This window comes from Streptomyces sp. NPDC048590 (genome assembly GCF_043199535.1).
Lineage (GTDB): Bacteria > Actinomycetota > Actinomycetes > Streptomycetales > Streptomycetaceae > Streptomyces.
Genome location: NZ_JBICWC010000004.1, coordinates 437051 through 458102 on the forward strand (window position 1 = coordinate 437051; position 21052 = coordinate 458102).

A 21052-nucleotide genomic window follows, 5' to 3' on the forward strand; every position below is an offset into this window, starting at 1 on the left:
CCCGCGAGATCCGGCCAGGATCATTTCCGGCCATGTTTCAAACAGAAGTGGCCACAAGGAATCCCCAAACAAGTCGCCAATTCTCCTATAGTTGCCGTGACTTGATCGGGAACAATCAGCTCCAGTTGTGCTTCTTTCACCATCGCCATACAGATTTATGCAGTTCATCCGGTTCGTCCCGATCGACCGCTGTGACGCACCTGTCCCCCTTTCTCCTTACCGTCCGCCCCGAGGACTCCGATTGCGCCCTTCAATCCGGCCAACCGCACTCGCCCTGCTGATATCGGCAGCCGTCACCGGTGCTCTGTGCCTCTGGGCGGTCTCGGCCGCTCCCGCCTCGGTACGGACACCGCTCGCGTGGGGGACTGGCGCCGCCGCCGCGCTGCTGAGCGTGGCCGTGGCCGTCACGGTCCACACGCTCGCCACGGCCCGCCATCTGCGCGCCCTGCGGGCCACCGACTCCGAACGCTTCACCGCCGAGACCTCACGCCTCGTCTCGACCTCCGCTGCCGAAGCACAGCGCTTCACCGCCGAGACCGCCCGGATCAGAGCGGCCGCCTCCGCCGAGGCGGCCCGGGTCACCGCGGAGGCGGACGAGCGCGTCGCCCGGGTGACCGCCGAAGCCACCGAGCAGTACGAGCGGCTCACCGCCGAGACCGCCCGCCTCACCGCCCGTGCCCGGCGCAGCGAGACCGAGCGCTCCGCCGCCGTGTCGGCCTGCGCCAACGCCGCCGGCCGCATGCAGGCCCTGTCCACCAGCATGCTGGCCGACCTGCGCGAGATGGAGCACCGGCACACCGCCGAGGACGTGCTCGGCGATCTGCTGCACCTGGACCACCGCACGGCCCAGGCGGGCCGACTCGCCGACTCCATCGCCGTACTGACCGGCGCGCGCTCCGGACGCCGTTGGGCCAAGCCGATCGTGATGGAGTCGATCCTGCGCGGAGCGATGGGCCGCATCGGCGGCTACCAGCGCATCCGCCTCCACTCGACCAGTGACGTGGCCATCGCCGGCCACGCGGCCGAGGGCGTCATGCACGCCCTCGCCGAACTCCTCGACAACGCTGCCAACTTCTCGCCGCCCACGGCGGAGGTCCACGTGTACGTCGAGGAGGTCCCGGCGGGCATCGTCGTCACCGTCGAGGACAGCGGTCTGGTGATGAGCGATGTGCAACTGCGCCGTGCCGAGCGTGCCGTGTCCGCCGACAACCAGGACCTCACCGCGATCTCCGGCACCCGGCTCGGCCTCGCCGTCGTCGGACGGCTGGCACGGAAGCACGGGCTCACCGTCTCCTTCCGCCCGTCGGCGCGCGGTGGCACGGGCGCGCTGATGATGCTGCCGCAGGAGCTCATCTCCCGTACACCCGCGCCGGCCCCGCAGGCGCTTCCCGCCGAGCCGGAGCCGACGCACACGACCCCGGACACGCACTCCCGGACGGACGGCTCCCCCGAAGCCGCCCCGGTCCGGCCGGAATCGGCGGCCGAGTCCACCGGCGCCGTCCCCCAGTTCGGTGAGAGCGGGCTCCCCAAGCGCCGCCGTGGCCGCACCCTGGCCGCCGCCGAAGCACGCACCGGCAATGCCACTCCCGGCGGAGCCGAATCCCCCAGGCCGCGTACCACCGACCCGAAGGTCCAGGCTGCCCGCTTCAGCACCTTCAGCCAGGCGGTACGAGCCAATTCCCCGCATCCGGAAGGCAACACCCGATGAGCGCGACCACCGACGAGAAGCTGAACTGGCTGCTGGAGGGGCTGCTCGACCGCACGCCCGGCGCCCGGCACGCCCTCGTCCTGTCCCGGGACGGCCTGAAGCTGTGCCGCACCCCCGAACTCTCGGTCGACCAGGCCGACCAGCTGGCCGCGATCTCCGCCGGCATCCAGAGCCTGTCGCACGGCGCGTCCATCGAGTTCGGTGACGGCAGCGGCGGTGTGCGGTCCGCGATGACCGAGTTCTACGGCGGCGTGCTCTTCATCGTCGAGGCGGGCGCGGGCGCCCACCTGGCGGTCGTGGCCGCGGAGGACTCCGACGTCGGCCTGGTCGGGCACAACATGAGCGAACTCGTCGAGCAGCTCGGCGAGTACCTCGTCGCCCCGCCGCGCGAGAGCGCGCCCCGCGCCACGGAAACAGCGGACGTATGACGACGGTGCCGCGCCCCCGCCCCGGACGCGACGACGATCCGGACCGGCTGTACACCCTCACGGGTGGCCGCAGCCGGTCCGACTCGGCCGCGTTCGACCTGGTGACCCTGGTCGTCGCCGAGTGCGATCCGAATCCGGGGATGCAGTCGGAGCACGTCGCGATCCTCCGGATGTGCGACAGCCCCACCGCGGTCGTCGAGATCTCGGCAACCCTGAATCTGCCCATCAGCATCGTCCGCATCATGCTGTGCGACCTGCTCGACACCGGCCGGATCAGCGCCCGCCACCCCCGTACTGCTCGTGTCGAGGACCGGCTCCCCGACACCGACACCCTGGAACAGGTGCTCGTTGGACTCCGCAACCTCTGACCGTGCCGCCCTGCAGGCGACGGCCGACAACGGACTGAAGATCGTCGTCGTCGGCGGCTTCGGGGTCGGCAAGACCACCATGGTCCGATCCGTGAGCGAGATCCGTCCGCTCAACACCGAAGAGACCATGACCCGCGCGGGCGAGGCCGTCGACGACCTCGACGGTGTGCACTCCAAGACGTCCACCACGGTCGCCTTCGACTTCGGCCGCATCACCCTCGACGCGCGGTCGGTGCTCTACCTCTTCGGCGCACCCGGGCAGGAACGGTTCTGGTTCCTGTGGGACCGGCTGTTCTCGGGCACCCTGGGCGCCGTCGTCCTCGTCGACACCCGGCGGCTCGCCGACTCCTGGTACGCGATCGACCGGCTGGAGCACCACGGCACGCCGTTCATCGTCGCGTGCAACGACTTCGGCGGTCCGCTCCACACCGAGCAGCAGATCCGCGAGGCGCTCGACCTGTCCCCCGAGGTCCCGCTCGTGGAGTGCGACGCACGGGACAGGTCGTCCAGCAAGTACGTCCTGATCACGCTGGTCGAGCACGTCTACGCACTCTCCGTCGCCCGCGCGAAGGCCGAGGCCGGTATCCCGGCGGGCCAGGACGCCGTGAAGACCCCGGAGCCAACGCCGTGACCAAGTGCCCCATGTCCGAGAGCTTCATGCCGCTGTCCGGGCCCAGGTTCCAGACGGACCCCGTGCGGCTGTACCGCGAGATGCGCCGCGACAACGGCTCGGTCGCTCCCGTCGTACTCGACGGGGACGTACCGGCGTGGCTCATCCTCGGCTACCGCGAACTGCACCAGGTCACCAACGACCCGGTGCTCTTCAGCCGTGACTCGGACCTGTGGAACCAGTGGGAGCACATCCCGGACGACTGGCCTCTGCTGCCGATGATCGGGCGGAAGCAGCCCTCGATCCTCTACACGGTCGGTGAGCGGCACACCGTCCGCGCGGCGATGATCAGCAACGCGCTGGAGGCCGTGGACCCGTTCGCCCTGAAGCGGTACGCGGAGGAGTACGCCGACGAACTCATCGACGGCTTCTGCTCCACCGGCGCCACCGACATCATCGCCGAGTACGCGATGCGGCTGCCCGCCCGTGTCCTGGCGAAGCTCTACGGCTTCGGCGACGAGGTCGGCGGCCCGCTGGTGGGTGCCCTCAACGACATGATCGACGGCCGCGAGCGCGCACTGGCCGGGCAGCAGTACCTGGCCGAGTCGATGTTCGGGCTGCTCGCCGAGAAGCACGCCGAGCCCGGCGACGACGTCGCCAGCCGGATGCTCCAGGACCCGGGCGGCTTCACCGACGAGGAGGTCGCCCAGGACCTCATGGTGATGATGGCCGCCGGCCACCAGCCGACCGCCGACTGGATCGGCAACTCGCTGCGGCTGATGCTCACCGACGACCGTTTCGCCGCCTCGCTGTCCGGCGGCCGGCACAGCGTCGGCGAGGCCATGAACGAGGTGCTCTGGGAGGACACCCCCACCCAGAACGTCGCCGGCCGCTGGGCCTCCCGCGACACCCACCTCGGCGGACGCCACATCCGCGCGGGCGACCTGCTGCTCCTCGGCATCGCCGCCGCCAACGGGGACCCGCAGGTGCGCACCGACGGTTCGTCGCTGACCGGCGGCAACAACGCCTTCCTCTCCTTCGGCCACGGCGAGCACCGCTGCCCGTTCCCGGCGCAGGAGACCGCGGAGGTCATCGCCCGTACGGGGATCGAGGTGCTCCTGGACAGGCTCCCGGACGTGGACCTCGCCGTCCCCGCGGAAAAGCTGACCCGGCGCCCGTCCCCGTGGCTGCGCGGACTGACGGACCTGCCGGTGCACTTCACTCCCACGCCCGCCATTGGAGGCCGGATATGACCCGGATCGCGCTGGATCCCCTCGTCGCAGACCTCGACTCCGAGAGCGCCGCGCTGCGGGCCGCCGGACCGCTCGCCGAGGTGGAACTCCCCGGCGGTGTCCACTGCTACGCGGTGACCCACCACGCCGAGGCCCGCCAGCTGCTCACCGACAGCCGTGTGGTCAAGGACATCAACGTCTGGAACGCCTGGCAGCGCGGCGAGATCCCGATGGACTGGCCGCTGATCGGCCTCGCCAACCCGGGCCGCTCGATGCTGACGGTGGACGGCAGCGAGCACCGCAGGCTGCGCACCCTGGTCGCGCAGGCCCTGACCGTGAAGCGGGTGGAGCGGCTGAGGGCCGGCATCGAGGCGCTCACGAACGCCTCGCTGGACCGCCTGGCCGCCCTGCCCAAGGGCGAACCGGTCGACCTGAAGGCGGAGTTCGCGTACCCGCTGCCGATGAACGTCATCAGCGAGCTGATGGGCGTGGACGCGGCGGACCACCCGCGGCTCAAGGAGCTGTTCGAGAAGTTCTTCTCGACGCAGACCCCGCCGGAGGAGGTCCCGCAGATGATGGCGGACCTCGGCACCCTCTTCACGAAGATCGTCGACGACAAGCGGGCGAACCCGGGTGACGACCTCACCAGCGCCCTGATCGCGGCCTCCGAGAACGGCGACCACCTCACCAACGAGGAGATCGTCAACACCCTGCAGCTGATCATCGCCGCCGGTCACGAGACCACCATCAGCCTGGTGGTCAACGTCGTGGAGGCGCTCCAGACCCACCCCGAGCAGCGCAAGCGGGTGCTGAACGGCGAGGTGCCGTGGGAGAACGTGATCGAGGAGACGCTGCGGTGGAACACCCCGACCTCGCACGTCCTGATCCGGTTCGCCACCGAGGACATCGAGGTGGGTGACAAGGTCCTGCCGAAGGGCGAGGCCCTGATCGTCTCCTTCGGCGCGCTCGGCCGCGACGAGAGGCAGTACGGCCCGACCGCGGGCGAGTTCGACATCACCCGCTCCCCGAACCGGCACATCGCCTTCGGCCACGGACCGCACGTCTGCCCGGGCGCCGCGCTCTCCCGGCTGGAGGCGGGGGTGGCCCTGCCGGCGCTGTACGAGCGCTTCCCGGACCTGGACCTCGCGGTCCCGGCCTCCGAGCTGCGCAACAAGCCGATCGTGACGCAGAACGACCTCTTCGAGCTCCCGGTCGACCTCGGCTGAACCGCTCCTCGCAGCAGCCGTCCATGATCCGGAGCGCCTGTCTCATCCGACGGACACGGTCCTCGACCGCTTGCCGGAGGGACTACGCTCCGGATCGTGGCTGACATCCAGATTCCCGCAGACCTCAAGCCCGCCGACGGACGTTTCGGCGCCGGGCCCTCCAAGGTGCGGACGGAGGCGGTCGACGCACTGGCCGCGACCGGCACCTCCCTTCTCGGTACGTCCCACCGCCAGGCCCCGGTGAAGAACCTGGTCGGCGAGGTGCGTGACGGCGTGCGCGCCCTCTTCTCCCTTCCCGAGGGATACGAGGTGATCCTGGGCAACGGCGGCTCCACCGCCTTCTGGGACGTCGCGACGCACGGACTGATCGAGAACAAGTCCCAGCACCTCAACTTCGGTGAGTTCTCGTCGAAGTTCGCGAAGGCGTCGAAGCTCGCCCCGTGGCTGGCCGACCCGACCGTCATCGCCTCCGACCCGGGCACCCACCCGGACCCGAAGGCCGAGGCGGGCGTCGACGTGTACGCCTTCACCCACAACGAGACCTCCACCGGTGTGGCCGCCCCCGTCAAGCGGGTCGCGGGAGCCGACGAGGGTTCCCTCGTCCTGGTGGACGCCACCTCCGGCGCGGGCGGCCTGCCGGTCGACATCGCCGAGACGGACGTCTACTACTTCGCCCCGCAGAAGTCCTTCGCCTCCGACGGCGGTCTGTGGATCGGCGTGTTCTCCCCGGCGGCCCTCGACCGCGCCGACCGGATCCACGCCTCGGGCCGGCACATCCCCGAGTTCTTCTCGCTGCCGACCGCGATCGACAACTCGCTGAAGAACCAGACGTACAACACCCCGGCGCTGGCCACCCTCTTCCTGCTGAACGAGCAGCTGAAGTGGATGAACTCGCAGGGCGGCCTGGAGTTCACCACCGGCCGCACGGCCGCCTCCTCGCAGCACCTCTACGGCTGGGCGGAGGAGTCGAAGCACGCGACCCCGTTCGTCACCGACCCGGCGAAGCGTTCGCAGGTCATCGGCACGATCGACTTCGAGGACGGCATCGACGCGGCGGCCGTCGCCAAGGTGCTCCGCGCCAACGGCATCGTCGACACGGAGCCCTACCGCAAGCTGGGCCGCAACCAGTTGCGCGTCGCGATGTTCCCGGCGATCGACCCGGCGGACGTCCAGGCCCTGACGGCCTGCATCGACTACGTCATCGACAAGCTGTAACAGCCCTTCGCGGCCCGGAACGGCCCTGCTTCACCCCACGGGTGAGCAGGGCCGTTTCTGCTTCACCCCGCCGGGTGACGAACGGCTTCCACGCCGGGATCCGGCCACCCGTCCTACGATGATGCTCTCGACACCAGCCATCCCAGGAGGCCCGCAATGTCTGCAGCCGCAGTCGAGCACCCCTGCGACGATGAGCCGGAACCGATGCTGGTGACGGCGAACCGTCTCACCGAGCAGCTTCCGGGGCATCGCGTCGAGATCATCGGAGGCGTCATCACCGTGGCCCCAACCCCGGACGGCCCGCACGCGCGTGCACTGACGAAACTTATGCGCCCCTTCATCGCCGCCGGGCTCGACGACGGTGAGACGGAGGTCCTCCAGGCGGTCGGCCTGTGGCTCCCCGGCGGTCCCGAGGACTACGCGATCCCGGACCTCGCGATCGTGGACGCCGACCTCGACGAGCACCTGGTCGGGAACAACTGCTACGACCCCGCCTGCTTCCGGCTGGTCCTGGAGGTCACCTCGGGGAACTACCAGGCGGACCTGCGGAACAAGGTCGCCGCGTACGCCGGTGCCAAGATCCCGGTCTACGTCATCGTGGACCGCAAGCACGACCGGGTCCACGTCCTCACCGAGCCGCTGACCACGGGCTACGACCGGCACGAGGTGTACGCCCCGGGGCAGGAGGCGCCGCTCCCCGCCTCGATCGGCGCGGAGGTCGTCCTCGACGTCGCCGAGCTGGTCAAGGCGGGCCACCCGAAGCGCTGAGGCGGGACTCGCGCCCTATCCGCCTCCCTCGGTGACCCGGACGACGAGCACCGCCACGTCGTCACGCTGCGGGGCCTCGGCCAGCCCGTGGGAGAGCGTCTCCAGCAGTTGCGGCAGCGGCTCGTCCCCGTGCGCCGCCAGGGTGGCCGCGGTCTGCCGGATGCTCACGTCGATGTCGTCGTCACGGCGTTCGACCAGCCCGTCGGTGTAGAGCAGGAGCACGCTCCCCCGGGGCAGGTCGTGGGTGTGCTCGTGCCGGCCGAGCGCACTGGGTGCGCCGAGCAGCAGGAGGTCGTGCTCCCCGAGGGCGGTCACCCGCCCGTCCGGTGTCCGCAGCAGCGGCGGGGGGTGGCCGGCGTTGGACCGGGTCAACCGCCAGCGGCCGCCGTCGGGGTCGAGGCGGGCGTGCACCGCGGTGGCGCCGGGGCCGAGCGGCAGGGCGTCGAAGGCGTTGTCGATCGCGGTCAGCGCGGCCGACGGCGAGTGCGCCGGGTGTCCGAGCGTCGCCTGCCTGAGCATGCTGCGTACCTGGCCCATGACCGCCGCGGCCTGGACGTCGTGTCCGATGACGTCGCCGATGGACAGCATCAGGGAGGGACGTGCTGCCCCCTGGAGCTTCGGCAGCAGATAGGCGTCGTACCAGTCCCCGCCCACCATGTCCTGGTCGGTGGCCGGCAGGTAGAGCGCGGACATGTCGAGACCGGGCACGACCGGCAGGTCGGTCAGCATCGCGGCCTGCAGCCGCTCCGCGGTGCTGAGCCGGTTCTCGACGAACAGGGTGCGGTCGACGGCCTGGCTGACGTATCCCGCCACGGCGGTGAGAGCGGCCTCCTCCGTCACGGTCAGGACCCGAGGCTGCGCCCAGCACCACATCAGCACACCGCCCCGCCCGGCCAACGGTACGCAGAGCACCGACTTCAGCCCCAGTGCGTCGTAACCGGCGACGGCCTCGGCGCTGAAGCCCTCCACGAGGGCGGCGTGGTCGGGGACGAAGACGGTGCGCTGCTCCCGCATGGCCAGGGTGCTGGGGTACCCGGCGTCCAGGTCCAGGCGGTGGATGGCGGATTCCACCGGCTTCAGGTCGTCGGGGTCGATGACACGCCACAGCCCGTGGGCGTCGGCGAGCATCAGTCCGACGAAGCTCGGGTCGTGCGGGCCCTGAAACAGCCCCCGCAGCCGTCGGGTGAGGTCGGTCAGGTCTCGCGAGTGGCCCAGCTCGACGGAGGCGCGCAGCAGCAGCTCGGCGTGGTCGCGGTCCTGCCGGAGCTGCTCGGTCGCGATGCGCATCCGCAGCTCCCCCGAACAGGCGGCGGTGAGGTCGCTGAGGTCCTGCAGCTCGTCCTCGGTCCACTTCCGGGGCTCGTGGTCGATGGCGCAGAGGGAGCCGAGGACGTGCCCGTCGGCATCGACGAGCGGCATACCCGCGTAGGCGATGACCCGGAGGTCGGGGATGGCCAGGCTGGCGCAGGTACGCGGGTACGCGCGGGTGTCGTCGAGGATCAGGGGCTTGCCGTCGACGACGACGTGCTGGCAGAAGGAGTGACTGAGCGGGGTCTGCCGCCGGCCTGCCCATGGCTCGGAGAGCCCGATCATTCCGGGGAAGACCTGCCGTTCGGTCTCCAGGAGCGAGACCAGGGAGACCGGGACGCGGAGGAAGCGGGAGACCAGCCTGGCGAAGCGGTCCATGCCGGGATCGGGCGCGGCTGTGAGCCCCGCGAGCCGCAGGGCCTCCAACCTGCCCAGTTCGCCCACCCGGGGCCTCCTCGCTCGTCCGGCAGGGAGACGCGACGCCGACACGCCACGTAGGAAAAGATTAAGACATTTCAGAGGATATGGGGATCAGAGGTCGCGCCCGCGGGCCCCGGGGCCGCCGGCCCCGTCCCGGTGACGGCGTCGCGCCGCCACCGCACCTCGCCGTCCACCCACAGGCCGGACGGGTGGAGCCCCGCAGCCGAGGCCACGGCCGCCGACGCGGCGTGGCCGGGATGGATCTGGGCGATCACGCTCCGCAGCGAGACCGTCCCCAACAGATGGCCGACCAGGCCCGTCGCCGCCTCCTTGGCGTAGCCCCTGCCCTGCCACCGGGTGCCGACCACCCAGGCGACCTCGGCCCGCGTACCGCGCACGGTCGCCTGCACGTACCCGGCGAGACACCCGTCGGCCCGCACCCGGAGCACCCAGTTCCACCAGAGTTCGGCGGGGTCGGGCGATCCGGCGCTCTGACGCTCGTACCGGGCACGCAGGGTGTCCTCGTCCTCCGGGGCACCTCCGGTCCACTCGTGCAGGGCGGGGTCGAAGAGGACCGCCGCCATCTCCCGGGCGTGGTCGACGTCGAGCGGCAGCGCGTCGAGGCGCGCGGTGGCGAAGGGCTCCGGGGCCACGTTGACCTGCATGGACGGAGCGTACGCCGGGCCCGAAGGGCGAGCCGTTTCCGCACCTGTACGAATCGACACACGAAAGGTCCGTATCACCCGATCCTGCTGCACCATGGATACATGGAGACGATCCATGAGCTGGAGCCCTTCGTGAAGCAGTACACCGTCCTGCTCAGCAGCCGGAGACCGGACGGGACGGCGGCGCGCACACCCGTCAGCATCGCGGTCGAGGGGGACCACGCCTACATCCGTACCTTCTCCTCCGCCTGGAAGGTCGACCGGATGCGCAACCACCCCGTCGTGGAGATCGCTCCCTGCACCATCCGGGGAGCACCCACGGGACCACCGGTGAAGGCCTGGGCGCGCCTCCTGCCGGAGGGCTCGAAGGAGAACACCCACGCGTCCCGAACGATGTCGAGGAAGTACCCGGCGCTCCAGGGTGTGGCCGTCCCGCTCGCCCACCGCCTGAAGCGCGACCATACGCTCCACTTCGAACTGCGGCCGGTCCTCGAGGAGATCTGAGGGGACCGCGGACCGGGCGGGCCCCGGATCGGCAGGCGGGCTTCGGCCGCCGGGCCGGGTGGCCCGCCGGCCGGGTGGATGTCAGACGGCGTCGAAGTCCGTGCCCCGTGAGACCTTCTCCCAAGCGGCCAGCTCCGTCCGGACCGAGTCCAGGTGGCCGACGAGTGCGTCCACCGCGTCCGCGCCCAGGGGCAACCGCAGCGGGGTCTCCTCCGCGTCCAGGGCGAGGCGGATCGCCGCCGCCGCCTTCGCCGGGTCGCCGGGCGCGTCGTCGCCCCCGCCCTCCACCATCCGCCGGGTGACACCGGCGGTCTCCGCGTAGTCCGGCATCTCGTCGCTGAGGTAGGCCGCGCCCTTGCCGAAGAGGTTGGTCCTGAACGCTCCGGGTTCCACGACCAGCACCTTTACGCCGAAGGGCCGCACCTCGTCCACCAGCCCCTCGGAGAGCTGTTCCAGCGCCGCCTTGGTGGCGCTGTAGGCCGAGAATCCCTGGAACGACAGCTGACCACCCATGCTGCTCATCATCACGACCGCCCCGCCGCGCCGCTCCCGCATGCTGGGAAGGACGGCCCGGGTCAGTCGGGCGGGGCCGAAGACATGCAGGTCGAAGAGGTCTCGCAGCTCCTGGTCGGTGGTCTCCTCGAACGCTCCGACCTGTGTGCGCCCGGCGTTGTTGAATTCCTGTCACTGCCGCCGGAAGCCGGGCCGATGCGGGACTACTGGCTCGCCCTGGACGCCCGGGGCGGCCGGGCACCCCGGATCGGCGGAGTGGTCGCCAGCGCCGAGGAGACGCACGAGGCGGTGGCCAACGGCGAGGGCGTGGTGCTGCTCGCGGCGGGGAACGCACCGCTGATCGCACGCGACAACGTCGTCTGCCTGCCGGTCAGGGGCGTGAGCCCGTCGGAACTCGCCGTCGCGGCACGGCGCGACGACGAGCGCCCTCTGGTGCGCGCGTACCTGGCCGGGGCCCGGGAGCTGGCCGAGAGCGCGGAACCCCGCAGCCCTAGGTGAGGGCCGCGGGGTTCTCTCGTACGGGTCACGTCACTTCGGTTCGCGCCCGTAGGAAGCGGTCGCCCACCGGTAGCCGAGCACGATCAGCGCGAGGGACCAGGCCACCGCGAGCCAGCCGTTGTGACCGATCTCCGTACCCAGCAGCAGCCCTCGCAGCGTCTCGATGACCGGGGTGAACGGCTGGTACTCGGCCACCGGCTGGAACCAGCCCGGCATCGCCTCGATCGGTGTGAACGCGCTGGAGATCAGGGGCAACAGGATCAGCGGGAGCGCGTTGTTGCTCGCCGCCTCCACGTTCGGGCTGACCATCCCCATACCGACCGCCACCCAGGTCAGCGCGAGGGCGAACAGCGCCACCAGCCCGAATGCCGCCAGCCACTCCAGCAGTGTGGCGTCCACCGACCGGAACCCGATCAGCACACCCACCAAGGCGACCAGGACCACACTGGCCACCGACTGCAGCACGCTGCCGGCCACATGGCCGATCAGGACCGAACCCCGGTGGATCGCCATCGTCCGGAACCGGGCGATGATCCCCTCCGACATGTCCATCGACACCGACACCGCCGCACCGACCACGGTGCTCCCGATCGTCATCAGCAGGATCCCGGGGACGACGTAGGCGACGTAGTCCGAACGGTCCGCGCCACCGCCGCCGATGCCGGCGCTCATCACGCCCCCGAAGACGTAGACGAAGAGCAGAAGCAGCATCACCGGCGTCAGCAGCAGGTTCAGCGTCAGTGACGGGTATCGGCGGGCGTGCAGCAGGTTCCGGCGCAGCATCGTGGACGAGTCGCGCACGGCAAGGGAGAGGGCACTCATCGGACGGTCTCCTTCGACTGGTCGTTCTGGACGGGGACGGTGGCGCCGGTCAGCGCGAAGAACACGTCGTCGAGATCGGGGGTGTGCACGGTCAGTTCGTCGGCCTCGATCGCGGCGGCGTCCAGCCGGTCCAGCACCGAACGCAGCGCACGCTGGCTTCCGTCGCTGGGCACCTGCACCGCGAGCGCCTCCTCGTCCCGCACCACGCCCTCGCCCAGCGCGGCCACGGCCGACCGGAAGGCCTCGGGATCGGCGAAGCGGAGCCGCACATGGCCCCCCGGGACGAGTCGCTTCAGCTCCTCCGCGGTGCCCTCCGCGACGAGCTTCCCGCCGTTCAGCACCGCGATACGGTCCGCGAGTTCGTCGGCCTCATCCAGGTACTGCGTGGTCAGGAACACCGTCACCCCGTCCGCGACCAGTTCCCGGATCACCCCCCACATGCTGTGCCGCGACCGCGGGTCCAGGCCCGTGGTCGGCTCGTCCAGGAAGATCACCCGCGGACCGCCCACCAGAGTCATCGCGATGTCCAGCCGCCGCTTCATCCCGCCCGAGTAGCTCGCCGCCGGCTTCCGCGCGGCTTCCACCAGGTCGAACCGCTCCAGCAGCTCCGCCGCCACGCGCCGCCCCTCCGCCCGCGGCAAGCGGTGCAGATCGGCCATCAGCAGCATGTTCTCCTCGCCGGTGATCAGTCCGTCCACCGCCGAGAACTGGCCGGTCACGCCGATCGCTCCACGCACCCCCTGGGCGTCGGTGGTGATGTCGTGGCCCGCGACCTGTGCCTGACCGCCGTCGGCCCGGATCAGCGTGGAGAGGATCTTCACCGCGGTGGTCTTCCCCGCGCCGTTGGGTCCGAGCAGCGCGAAGACCGAGCCCGCGGGGATGTTCAGGTCGACACCGTCCAGGACGGTCTTGTCGCCGTAGGCCTTCCGCAGACCGACGGCCGAGACGGCGGACACCGGCGGACGGCCCATTCGAGACGTGGACATGACAGATGAAGCCATGGAGTCCTCCATGTAAGGACTGAGGTGGATGGATTCGAAGCCGCGCGGGCGAGGGCCCGGGGACGTGAGGGCCGAGCAGTGCCCTCAGGCCTTGGCGCGGCGGATGTCGATGTTGCCGTACTTGGTACGCGCCTTCACCTCGACGGTGTCCTCGGAGTCCCCGGGGGCGTCGGACGCGGTGAGCAGGTTGTGCACCTGGCCGGAGCCGGAACTGGCGTCGAGCCAGGCGGCCGTGCCCTCGCGGATGCCGATCTCGATGGCGCCGTAGGAGGTCTCCAGCTGGACGGCACCGCGGGCGATGTCGGCCACCCGCAGGGCGCCGTGGGCGGTGGTGGCGGCCACCGAGCCCTCGGCACGCTCGATGAAGATGTCGCCGTTGGCGCCCGACACCCGCAGTTCACCCAGCGCCTGACCGACGGTCGTGGTGCCGTGCGAGTTCTTCAGGACCGCCTGGCCGGTGACGCTGCCGACCCGCACGCTCCCCGAACTGGTGGTGATCTCGGCCGCGCCCTCGATGTGGTCCACCGTGACGCTGCCGTGGGACGCGGTCAGATGCAGGGGCCCGGTGGTCTCCAGCCGGACGTCACCCGAGGAGGTCTTCACCCGCACCTCACCGAGCCGGCCCTCCCCGTACACCTGGGTCCAGGCGCCGGCGACCTCCACCTGTGATCCCGTGGGCAGTCCGACCGTGACGTCGACGGTTCCGGTGCGCCCGAGGTGAAAGCGCTGCTTGGGCGTCCTGATGGTCAGGACACCGCCCGAGTAACGGACTTCGGTCTGCTCGGCGGCCTTGACGTCCTGGTCCTTGCCGGGGTCACGCGGGTTCACGTCGACCTGGGTCTCCGGCCTGTCGCCGGCGACGAAGCGGATGGACCCGGCGTCCACCTGCGTGATGGCCGAGATCGTCGAAGGGGTGTCGAAAGAAGGCATGGCTGTCCCGTCCTCTTGGGTCTTCGCGGCGTCCCGCTGACGGGACGTGGAGTGGTTGAGGTGGTGCGGGGCGAGGGCTGCGGGCTCAGCGCACCCAGCCCGTGAAGCTCTGACCGACGGTGTGGGAGGTGTGGGGGTTCCCGGTCGCCCGAGGCTGGCCGCCTCCGTCGACCGCGGCCGAAACGGCCCGCACCAGCCAGGCGTTGACCGACAGGCCCTCCCTGCTCGCGGCCTCTTCGGCACGGGCCTTGAGGTGAGCCGGCAGCCGGAGGTTGACGCGGGCCGTCGCGCCGTCCTCGACGTCCGCGGGTACAGCGACCGGAGCCGCCGGCAGCTCCGCCGGCGAGTTCTCGCGCCCCTCGCCACCCTCCGGCTTCGTCACGACGAAGTCGGGATCGAGCCCGCGCAGTCGCACGTCGACCGAGCCGGGGGCCAGCTCACGAGTGATCTCGTCCATCGCGGCGGAGAGTACGTTGAGCATCGTCAGGCGGGTCGCCGACTCGAGCGGCGCGGTGAGCCGCTCCGCCAGATCGCGGGCTTCCTTGCCACCGGCCTCGGCGGCCACCGCGAGTTCACGGCGGAGGGTGTCGACATACGGCGTGAGGTCCATGACGCCATCATGGCACCACAATGGCGCCACATGCAAGCGCTGCACGGCGCCACTTGGTGCGGGAGTGGCACCAAGGCCATCTGAGCTGCACGAATACACGGAAGACAGGTCGAGCCGGGCGGTCATGCACCCGCCCGGCGCGGCCCCTTGTGGCATCAGGTGGCACCACGTGGCGCCGAACGGCGCCATGCGGTGCCACACGGCGCCACTGGGCACCAGGCCCCCGGGACGACGCCGCCGCAGCCCGCACACGGTCGCCGCCGAACCACCGGGAGCCGGAGCGGGAGCCGGGAGCCCGGTGCCCCGGGCCGTCAGCCCCCGGCCAGGGGCCCGTGGAGGTAGAACACCTCGGGGTCGCCCTCGTCGAGGCCGTGCACGAGACCGGCGGGGCTCCAGCCGGCACGGATCAGCAGTCGGTGCATCGGCTGGTTGGAGAGGTTGGTGGAGGTGAAGAGCTTCGGCGTCGTGCACGCTCCCGCGGCGGCGTCCAGCAACAGGCGGCCGACGCCCCGGCCCCGCGCGTCGGCTGCCACCATCACCATCGGGACGAATCCCTGCTCGAAGAAGGTGTACTCCACCACGCAGTACCCGAGCGGGCCGGACGCGTCCTCCGCGACGAGGACCGAGCCCTCGCCACACCACCGCCGGATGCTCTCCCGGCGTCCGCTTCCAGGCTCCGCGGCCACCGGGTCGAGGTCGCCCAGCGCGTCCGCCTCGCCCTCACCCGCGACGCGTACCGCCACCCCGACCGGTCCCCCAGCACTCATGGCGCCATGCTGTCAGGACCCCCCGAAGGCCCGCCCGGATTCACGGTGACGTCCGGCGCCCGGCCCGGCTCCCCGAGGCCGAACAGCGGCCCGCCTCAAGGCATTCACCGGGCCAGGGCTCAACGGCGCCGGCGCCGCCTGGCCGCGAGCAGGGCCACCATGATCGCGACGATGACCAGGACACCTCCGGCCGCCGGACCCTTCTGCGGGATTCCACCGCCCTCCCCGCCCTCGCCCGGTGACGTTCCGCCGCCCCCGCCGTTCGGGGACGGCGACGTGCGGTCCCTCCCGCCGCCCTCCACCTCGACCCGTACGACGTCGCTCCGCTTCCCCTCGGAGCCGAACATCATCGCGGAGCCGTCCGCCGTGTACGTCACCGACTCGGACTGCCCCTGGAGCGGCACACCCACCGCGCGGTCGTCGCCCAGCCTGCCGTTCTCGAAGGCGTAGGCCCGTGCGCTGAAGTACGAGCGGAAGACCACCTCCTTGCCGTCCGGCGAGAACGCCCCGTCGGTCACCCACGGCACGTCGCCCACCCGCCGGAAGACGTTGTCGCCCCCGGTGGTCAGCTTCTCCGGGCCCTCGTAGAGCCCGCCGCCGTCCTCGTTCTTCGAGGCGATGTAGACCCGTCCCGTCTTCGGATGGACCATCAGCGCCTCGGCGTTGCGGGCTCCGTCCGCGTAGGTGACGTCGAACTGGGTCGCCCGGACCGTGGTGTCCGCGAGGCGCTTCGGCTCGGGGAAGCGGTAGATCCAGACGTGGTCCCAGGAACCGTCGAGGTTGTCGCCGATGTCGCCGACGTAGAGATCGCCGTCCGGTCCGAGCGAGATCGCCTCGACGTCCCGGGGCTCGCCCACGCCCTTCATGGTGATCGTCGCCACCGTCTTCCCGGTCCGGGAGTCGACGGCGTAGACGTACGGTCCGTCCTCGCTGTCGTTGTGCGTCCAGTAGACGCCCGGGTGGATCCGGCTCGCGGCGAGCCCGCTGGACTCGGTGATCCGGGGGTCCTCGATGGTGAAGGTGCGGTCCGCCCGGTCCCCGTCGTCCGCGAGCGCGGGTGCCGTCCCCACCGTCGCCGTCAACAGGAGCAGGGCAGCGGCAGCGGCGGCGGTCAGCAGCGATCTCATCCCACAAGTGTCCACTGTCACGTCGCAGGCCGGAGCGGTGATCGGCCATGATGTCGCCATGCGTTTTCTCTTCGTCGGTGACTCCATGACCATCGGATGCTCCGGCGACTTCACCTGGCGCTACCGCATGTGGCAGCACCTGGAGGCGACCCTGGGCGCCGGCGGCTACGCGATCACGGGCCCGCGCGACGAGCTGTACGACACCGAGGCCGGCGCCCCGCGCTCCCACGCCTACGGCGACCCTGGCTTCCCCGCGCAGGCGCGCCGGCACCTGGCGGGCTGGGGCGAGGGCTGGCTCCACATGGCGCCCGTCATCGCGGGCGCGGTCGAGGAGGCCCGCGCGGACGTCCTGCTGGTCTCGCTCGGCCTGATAGACCTCGGTTTCTACACCGACAGCGAGCAGACCGCCGCGAACGTAAAGCAGTTCATCGCCCAGGCCCGGACCGCCAACCCCCACGTCCGGTTCGTGCTGCTGCCCGTCATACCGAACGTCCGCGCCGAGTCGGACGCCCCGTTCGCCGCCGAGTGCGACCGTTTCAACACGCTCCTCGCGAAGGCGGTGGCCGACCTGGACACCCCCGCCTCGCCGGTCCTGCTGGCCTCGCGCCCAACGGGCTACGACATCCACACGGACACCTACGACGGCACCCACCCCGGCCCGTCCGGCGAACACAGGCTCGCGGGCGCCTTCGCCGATGCCATGCACCAGGCCTGGGGCGTGGGCGGCCCGTACGCGGGAGCCCTTGCCGCGGCCTGACTCGGCCGAGGCGACCCGGAACCGGTCCCGCCGGCCCCGGCGTCCCCCTCACATGCGAGATCGTGCGGAGACGGCTGGATCAGGGCAGGGGCGGGCGACCGAGGAGCCGGACAACCTGCCCGATGAGTCGGGGCGTGAACCGGGCCGGAGACGCGGGTACCTGATCGCCGTCCTCTGCTTGACGGCGACGGTCCTCATGGTGCTGCCCGGTCCGGTACCCAACTCCCCCGGCCACCTGGGCAGTCTCCTGGAGACCTTCCTGCCCTGGCTCGGCCTCGCCGTGCCCGCCGCCCTGGTCGCGGCCCTGCTGCGCCGCTCGGTCCTGGCCGCCACGGCGGCCGTGCTGCCGGCGGTCGCCTGGCTGGGGCTCTTCGGTACGGCGGCCTTCACGGGCGGCGGGCCGGAGAGCGGCGGATTCCTCGTGGTCCAGCACAACGTCAGCGATGTGAACCCCGAACCCGCCGCTACCGCACGGGCCCTGGCCCGAACGGAAGCGGACCTCGTCGCGCTGGAGGAACTGACCGCCCCCGCCCTGCCCGCCTACAAAGCCGCGCTCTCCGGCTACCCCCATCACGCGACGGTGGGGACCGTCGGCCTCTGGTCGAAGCACCCCCTCAGCGCCGTACGGCCGGTGGACATCCGGCCGGAAGGCGTCGGGGAGGGATGGAACAGGGGACTGAGGGCGACGGCCCGCACACCTGAGGGCGAGATCGCCGTGTACGTCGCGCATCTCCCGTCCGTCCGGATCGGCCCGGCCGGATTCGCCTCCGGGCTCCGGGACGAGAGCGCCGCACTCCTGGCGGGGGCTCTGAGCTCCGAGCCCCTGGACCGGGTGATCCTCGTGGGCGACCTCAACAGCACGCTCGGTGACCGCGGCCTGGCCCCGGTCACCTCGCTGATGGCCGAACCGGCCTCCGCCTTCGCCTTCAGCTGGCCGGCGGCCTTCCCCCTCGCCAGGATCGACCAGGTCCTGACCCGTTCCGCCAAGGTCACCGACGTAAGGACCCTGCCCGCCACGACCAGCGACCACCTGCCGGTGGCGGCCCGGATACGCCTCTGAGGGGGCGGAACAGGCGCTCATGTACACCTGATACATATGGCGCCTTCGCGTACATCCGATACACTTCACACATGAGCGAACCGGTTGTGGAATCGATGGCAGAGGTACGGCGACACCTCGCCGACGCCATAGACCGTGCCCGCCGGGACGACACGCCGACGATCATCACGCGTCGCGGACGGAGCGAGGCGGTGCTCGTCGACATCGACGAGTACCGGCGCCTGCGCGCCGCGGCCGATCAGCTCGAGGACGACTGGCTCAACCGCCTGGCGGACGAGGCCGAGTCCGAGGGCACCGACGGCTCGGTGTCACTCGAGGAGATGGCCGCCATGCTCCGCGCGGCACCGTGACCCATGGGGTACGCCACTCGATTCACCCCGCACGCGCAGCGCGACCTGCTCAAGATCCCCCGCCAGGACGCGCTCCGAATCCTCATGCGCCTCAGCGAGCTGCAGAAGGCGCTGGACGCCGGGAACATCGGCGCATTCGACGTCAGGGCGCTCCAAGGACACCCCGGACGCTGGAGGCTGCGCGTGGGTGACTACCGGGCCGTCTACTCGCTCGAGGACGGCCGGCTGATCCTGTGGGTCCTGGCCGCAGGACACCGACGCGATGTCTACGACCGCATGTGAACACCGAGTACACCCGGGGCCGCCCCGGCCCCACCTGCCGGTGGCGGCCCGGATTCGCCTCTGAGGGGGCGCGGCAGCCCCGGTGACGGCCTCTCAGCTCTGCGCCGGACCGGCGCCCAGCATCTCCAGTCCGAGCCGGGTCAGTTCCTCGGAGACCTCGTCCGGCTTCGCCCGGCGCGGACGGCGCGCGTGGTGGGCCATGAGCTCGTGGACCGTACCCACCATCACCATCACCACCACCCGGTGGTCCCGCTCCTCCGCCTCGCCCCGCACGGCCGCGCGTTCGGCCTCGCCGGTCAGGAAGTCGGCCCACAGGTCCCGCCACCGCTTGCAGTGCGCGTCCACCGCCGGGCTCACACCGAGCACCTCCACGAAGGTCACCCGCGCCTCACGGAGGTCCCGGGTCACCGCCCACACATAGGCGTCGAAGAGCCGGCGGAAGCGCTGCGCCATCGGGCAGTCGTCCATCCCCTCGGAGAGCAGTGCCGCCTCCGCGGCGCGGAGTCCGCTGGTGGTGATCCGGTTGTGGAGCTCCATCAGCACCCCCTCCCGGGAGCCGAACTCCTCCCAGAGCACCTCCTCCGGCACCCCCGCCATGTCGCACAGGGCGTGCTCGGACGTCTGCGCGTAGCCGTAGACGCCGAACAGCTCGAGGCCCGCGTCGAGGAGCTGCGTACGGGCCCGCGCACGCGCACCGTCGACCACGCCGGTCATCGGATCCACCTGGACATCCACCACGGGTCCTCCTCGGTCTGCCCATGTCCGGTGCGCACGGCCGCTGTCGCGCGGAGCGTGACGTGCCGGAGAGGCTCGGGCGCCTCTGGATGGCGCGTGCGCCATTGTCCCGTCGCGCCCCTCCCCGCACCTCCCACCGCGCCGATCAGGCGTCACAGTCCGTCAGGACCGGTGAGCGCTCGCACGGATGTGCACCGGGAGGGCCGGAACCGCGGAAGCGTCAGAGCCGTTTCAGGACCGCGCCCTTGGCGGTGGCGAACTCCTCGTCGGTCAGGATTCCGGCCGCGTGGAGTTCACCCAGCTCGCGGAGGCGGCGCAGCAGCACGTCGTGGTCGTCGGCGGCCGGCTCCGCGGGGGCCGGCTCGATCGCGGGTACGGGCTCCGCCTCCCCGGCGAGGGCGGCGGGGGCGGCCGCCGGCGGGATCCGTACGAGTACGGCGGCGGCGACCAGGACAGCCGTGTACTCCCGCTTGGAGAGCCCCCACAGGTCCACGGAGTACGGGTCGAACTTCGCGGGCGCGGTCGACACCACTCCTCCCCGGTCGAAGCGCAGCGAGCCGTTCTCCAGCCCGATGCAGGGGATCCAGCGGACCCCCGTCACCTCCGACAGCGGGATCGTGACGGCGCCCGCCGCCTCCTTCGACTCCTCGGCCTTCCAGTTCCAGGTGAGACGGACCGTCTCCCCGTCGAATGACGCCGTACCGTCGCCGCCGCCTCCCGACACCGGCACCGCCGGCCCCGGCAGCAGGAAGCGGTCCACGGGCCCGGCGGGCACCTGCTCGATCAGCAGGGCGTTGCGTATCTCGTCGACGAGGTACTCGGCGACACCCGTACGCCCCTTGTCCACGACGAGCTGGTACGGATCGGCGGCGTCCTTGAGCCGGCCGTCCGCGGCACGCAGCACCGGGCACGCCCCGGCCCGGAGCCGCAGGCGCAGGCGGCCGCCCTTGCGGTCCGGCTCGAAGGCGACGCCGGCCACGGCCTCCAGCGGGACGGCGATCTCCCCCAGGTCCTGGCGTACCGGGTGCGCCTTGCCGCCGGGGACGATCCGCACCGTGTCGCCGTCGAAGCTCCACGTCCCGTCGCGCGTGATGATGTCGGCCATAGGGCGCATAATGCCAGGCGCCTGCCCGGCGCAGGAGGGCGCG

Annotated in this window: 24 protein-coding genes and 1 pseudogene; 14 read left to right on the forward strand and 11 right to left on the reverse strand. The window is 71.3% G+C overall.

Annotation, left to right across the window (positions count from 1 at the left end; translation table 11 throughout):
- The first annotated feature begins 241 nt into the window (after positions 1-241).
- The 8 genes from ACGFNN_RS14240 (at position 242) to ACGFNN_RS14275 (ending at position 7555) form a co-directional block, all read left to right on the forward strand.
- Positions 242-1708 carry an ATP-binding protein gene (locus ACGFNN_RS14240; protein ID WP_393555695.1) on the forward strand — a complete coding sequence of 489 codons (1467 nt, stop codon included), beginning with the start codon at positions 242-244 and terminating at the stop codon, positions 1706-1708.
- The gene (locus ACGFNN_RS14245; RefSeq protein WP_393555696.1) at positions 1705-2136 is read left to right on the forward strand and encodes a roadblock/LC7 domain-containing protein; all 432 of its coding nucleotides are present in this window, start codon (positions 1705-1707) and stop codon (positions 2134-2136) included. The genes ACGFNN_RS14240 and ACGFNN_RS14245 overlap by 4 nt, the downstream gene beginning before the upstream one ends.
- Positions 2133-2504 carry a DUF742 domain-containing protein gene (locus ACGFNN_RS14250; RefSeq protein WP_393555698.1) on the forward strand — a complete coding sequence of 124 codons (372 nt, stop codon included), beginning with the start codon at positions 2133-2135 and terminating at the stop codon, positions 2502-2504. The genes ACGFNN_RS14245 and ACGFNN_RS14250 overlap by 4 nt, the downstream gene beginning before the upstream one ends.
- Entirely contained in the window at positions 2485-3135 is a 651-nt protein-coding gene (locus ACGFNN_RS14255) for an ATP/GTP-binding protein (protein ID WP_393555700.1), read from the forward strand. Before ACGFNN_RS14250 ends, ACGFNN_RS14255 begins: the two co-directional genes overlap by 20 nt.
- Before the next feature lie 11 nt (positions 3136-3146).
- Complete coding sequence (locus ACGFNN_RS14260; protein WP_393555702.1) at positions 3147-4367, forward strand: cytochrome P450; 1221 nt, start codon at positions 3147-3149, stop codon at positions 4365-4367.
- A complete protein-coding gene (locus ACGFNN_RS14265) occupies positions 4364-5572 on the forward strand; it encodes a cytochrome P450 (RefSeq protein WP_393555704.1) in 1209 nt (402 codons plus the stop codon). Before ACGFNN_RS14260 ends, ACGFNN_RS14265 begins: the two co-directional genes overlap by 4 nt.
- Before the next feature lie 96 nt (positions 5573-5668).
- The gene (gene serC / locus ACGFNN_RS14270) at positions 5669-6787 is read left to right on the forward strand and encodes a phosphoserine transaminase (RefSeq protein ID WP_393555706.1); all 1119 of its coding nucleotides are present in this window, start codon (positions 5669-5671) and stop codon (positions 6785-6787) included.
- 156 nt (positions 6788-6943) lie between these two features.
- Entirely contained in the window at positions 6944-7555 is a 612-nt protein-coding gene (locus ACGFNN_RS14275; RefSeq protein ID WP_393555707.1) for a Uma2 family endonuclease, read from the forward strand.
- Between the two features lie 15 nt (positions 7556-7570).
- Here the strand turns inward: ACGFNN_RS14275 and ACGFNN_RS14280 are convergent, their stop codons facing one another.
- Complete coding sequence (locus tag ACGFNN_RS14280) at positions 7571-9307, reverse strand: GAF domain-containing SpoIIE family protein phosphatase (protein ID WP_393555709.1); 1737 nt, start codon at positions 9305-9307, stop codon at positions 7571-7573.
- Between the two features lie 71 nt (positions 9308-9378).
- Positions 9379-9948, reverse strand: a complete 570-nt coding sequence (locus tag ACGFNN_RS14285; protein ID WP_393555711.1) for a GNAT family N-acetyltransferase — start codon at positions 9946-9948, stop codon at positions 9379-9381.
- Between the two features lie 102 nt (positions 9949-10050).
- Between ACGFNN_RS14285 and ACGFNN_RS14290 the strand changes: the two genes are divergently transcribed.
- Entirely contained in the window at positions 10051-10452 is a 402-nt protein-coding gene (locus tag ACGFNN_RS14290; RefSeq protein WP_393555713.1) for a PPOX class F420-dependent oxidoreductase, read from the forward strand.
- A gap of 81 nt (positions 10453-10533) precedes the next feature.
- Here the strand turns inward: ACGFNN_RS14290 and ACGFNN_RS14295 are convergent.
- Positions 10534-11127 (reverse strand): annotated as a pseudogene (locus tag ACGFNN_RS14295) (SDR family NAD(P)-dependent oxidoreductase); the annotation flags it as partial.
- Between ACGFNN_RS14295 and ACGFNN_RS14300 the strand changes: the two are divergent.
- Positions 11050-11463, forward strand: coding sequence for a LysR substrate-binding domain-containing protein (locus ACGFNN_RS14300; protein ID WP_393555715.1), 414 nt, complete (start codon positions 11050-11052; stop codon positions 11461-11463). The pseudogene ACGFNN_RS14295 and the gene ACGFNN_RS14300 overlap by 78 nt on opposite strands.
- A gap of 30 nt (positions 11464-11493) precedes the next feature.
- Here the strand turns inward: ACGFNN_RS14300 and ACGFNN_RS14305 are convergent, their stop codons facing one another.
- From ACGFNN_RS14305 to ACGFNN_RS14330, 6 genes are all read right to left on the reverse strand, one after another.
- A complete protein-coding gene (locus ACGFNN_RS14305; RefSeq protein ID WP_393555717.1) occupies positions 11494-12285 on the reverse strand; it encodes an ABC transporter permease in 792 nt (263 codons plus the stop codon).
- Positions 12282-13286 (reverse strand): ATP-binding cassette domain-containing protein, encoded by a 1005-nt coding sequence (locus ACGFNN_RS14310; RefSeq protein ID WP_393555719.1) that lies wholly within the window; start codon positions 13284-13286, stop codon positions 12282-12284. Before ACGFNN_RS14310 ends, ACGFNN_RS14305 begins: the two co-directional genes overlap by 4 nt.
- Before the next feature lie 84 nt (positions 13287-13370).
- Complete coding sequence (locus tag ACGFNN_RS14315; RefSeq protein ID WP_393555721.1) at positions 13371-14216, reverse strand: DUF4097 domain-containing protein; 846 nt, start codon at positions 14214-14216, stop codon at positions 13371-13373.
- Between the two features lie 85 nt (positions 14217-14301).
- Positions 14302-14826, reverse strand: a complete 525-nt coding sequence (locus ACGFNN_RS14320) for a hypothetical protein (protein WP_393555723.1) — start codon at positions 14824-14826, stop codon at positions 14302-14304.
- 311 nt (positions 14827-15137) lie between these two features.
- Positions 15138-15593, reverse strand: coding sequence for a GNAT family N-acetyltransferase (locus ACGFNN_RS14325; RefSeq protein WP_393555725.1), 456 nt, complete (start codon positions 15591-15593; stop codon positions 15138-15140).
- A gap of 119 nt (positions 15594-15712) precedes the next feature.
- On the reverse strand, positions 15713-16720 hold the full coding sequence (locus ACGFNN_RS14330) for a WD40 repeat domain-containing protein (RefSeq protein WP_393555726.1): 1008 nt from the start codon (positions 16718-16720) through the stop codon (positions 15713-15715).
- Positions 16721-16778: 58 nt separating this feature from the next.
- On the opposite strand from ACGFNN_RS14330, the gene ACGFNN_RS14335 reads away from it, so the two are divergent.
- The 4 genes from ACGFNN_RS14335 to ACGFNN_RS14350 all read left to right on the forward strand — a co-directional run bounded on the left by ACGFNN_RS14335 (position 16779) and on the right by ACGFNN_RS14350 (position 19169).
- The gene (locus ACGFNN_RS14335) at positions 16779-17477 is read left to right on the forward strand and encodes a GDSL-type esterase/lipase family protein (protein ID WP_393556234.1); all 699 of its coding nucleotides are present in this window, start codon (positions 16779-16781) and stop codon (positions 17475-17477) included.
- 196 nt (positions 17478-17673) lie between these two features.
- The gene (locus ACGFNN_RS14340; RefSeq protein WP_393556236.1) at positions 17674-18537 is read left to right on the forward strand and encodes an endonuclease/exonuclease/phosphatase family protein; all 864 of its coding nucleotides are present in this window, start codon (positions 17674-17676) and stop codon (positions 18535-18537) included.
- A gap of 71 nt (positions 18538-18608) precedes the next feature.
- A complete protein-coding gene (locus tag ACGFNN_RS14345) occupies positions 18609-18887 on the forward strand; it encodes a type II toxin-antitoxin system Phd/YefM family antitoxin (protein ID WP_362541196.1) in 279 nt (92 codons plus the stop codon).
- 3 nt (positions 18888-18890) lie between these two features.
- Entirely contained in the window at positions 18891-19169 is a 279-nt protein-coding gene (locus ACGFNN_RS14350) for a type II toxin-antitoxin system RelE/ParE family toxin (RefSeq protein WP_393555728.1), read from the forward strand.
- A gap of 93 nt (positions 19170-19262) precedes the next feature.
- On the opposite strand, the gene ACGFNN_RS14355 is transcribed toward ACGFNN_RS14350, so the two are convergent.
- Together ACGFNN_RS14355 and ACGFNN_RS14360 are read right to left on the reverse strand one after the other, a co-directional pair.
- On the reverse strand, positions 19263-19883 hold the full coding sequence (locus ACGFNN_RS14355) for a TetR/AcrR family transcriptional regulator (RefSeq protein ID WP_393556238.1): 621 nt from the start codon (positions 19881-19883) through the stop codon (positions 19263-19265).
- Between the two features lie 241 nt (positions 19884-20124).
- Entirely contained in the window at positions 20125-21009 is an 885-nt protein-coding gene (locus tag ACGFNN_RS14360; protein WP_393555730.1) for a DUF4429 domain-containing protein, read from the reverse strand.
- Positions 21010-21052 lie beyond the last annotated feature (43 nt).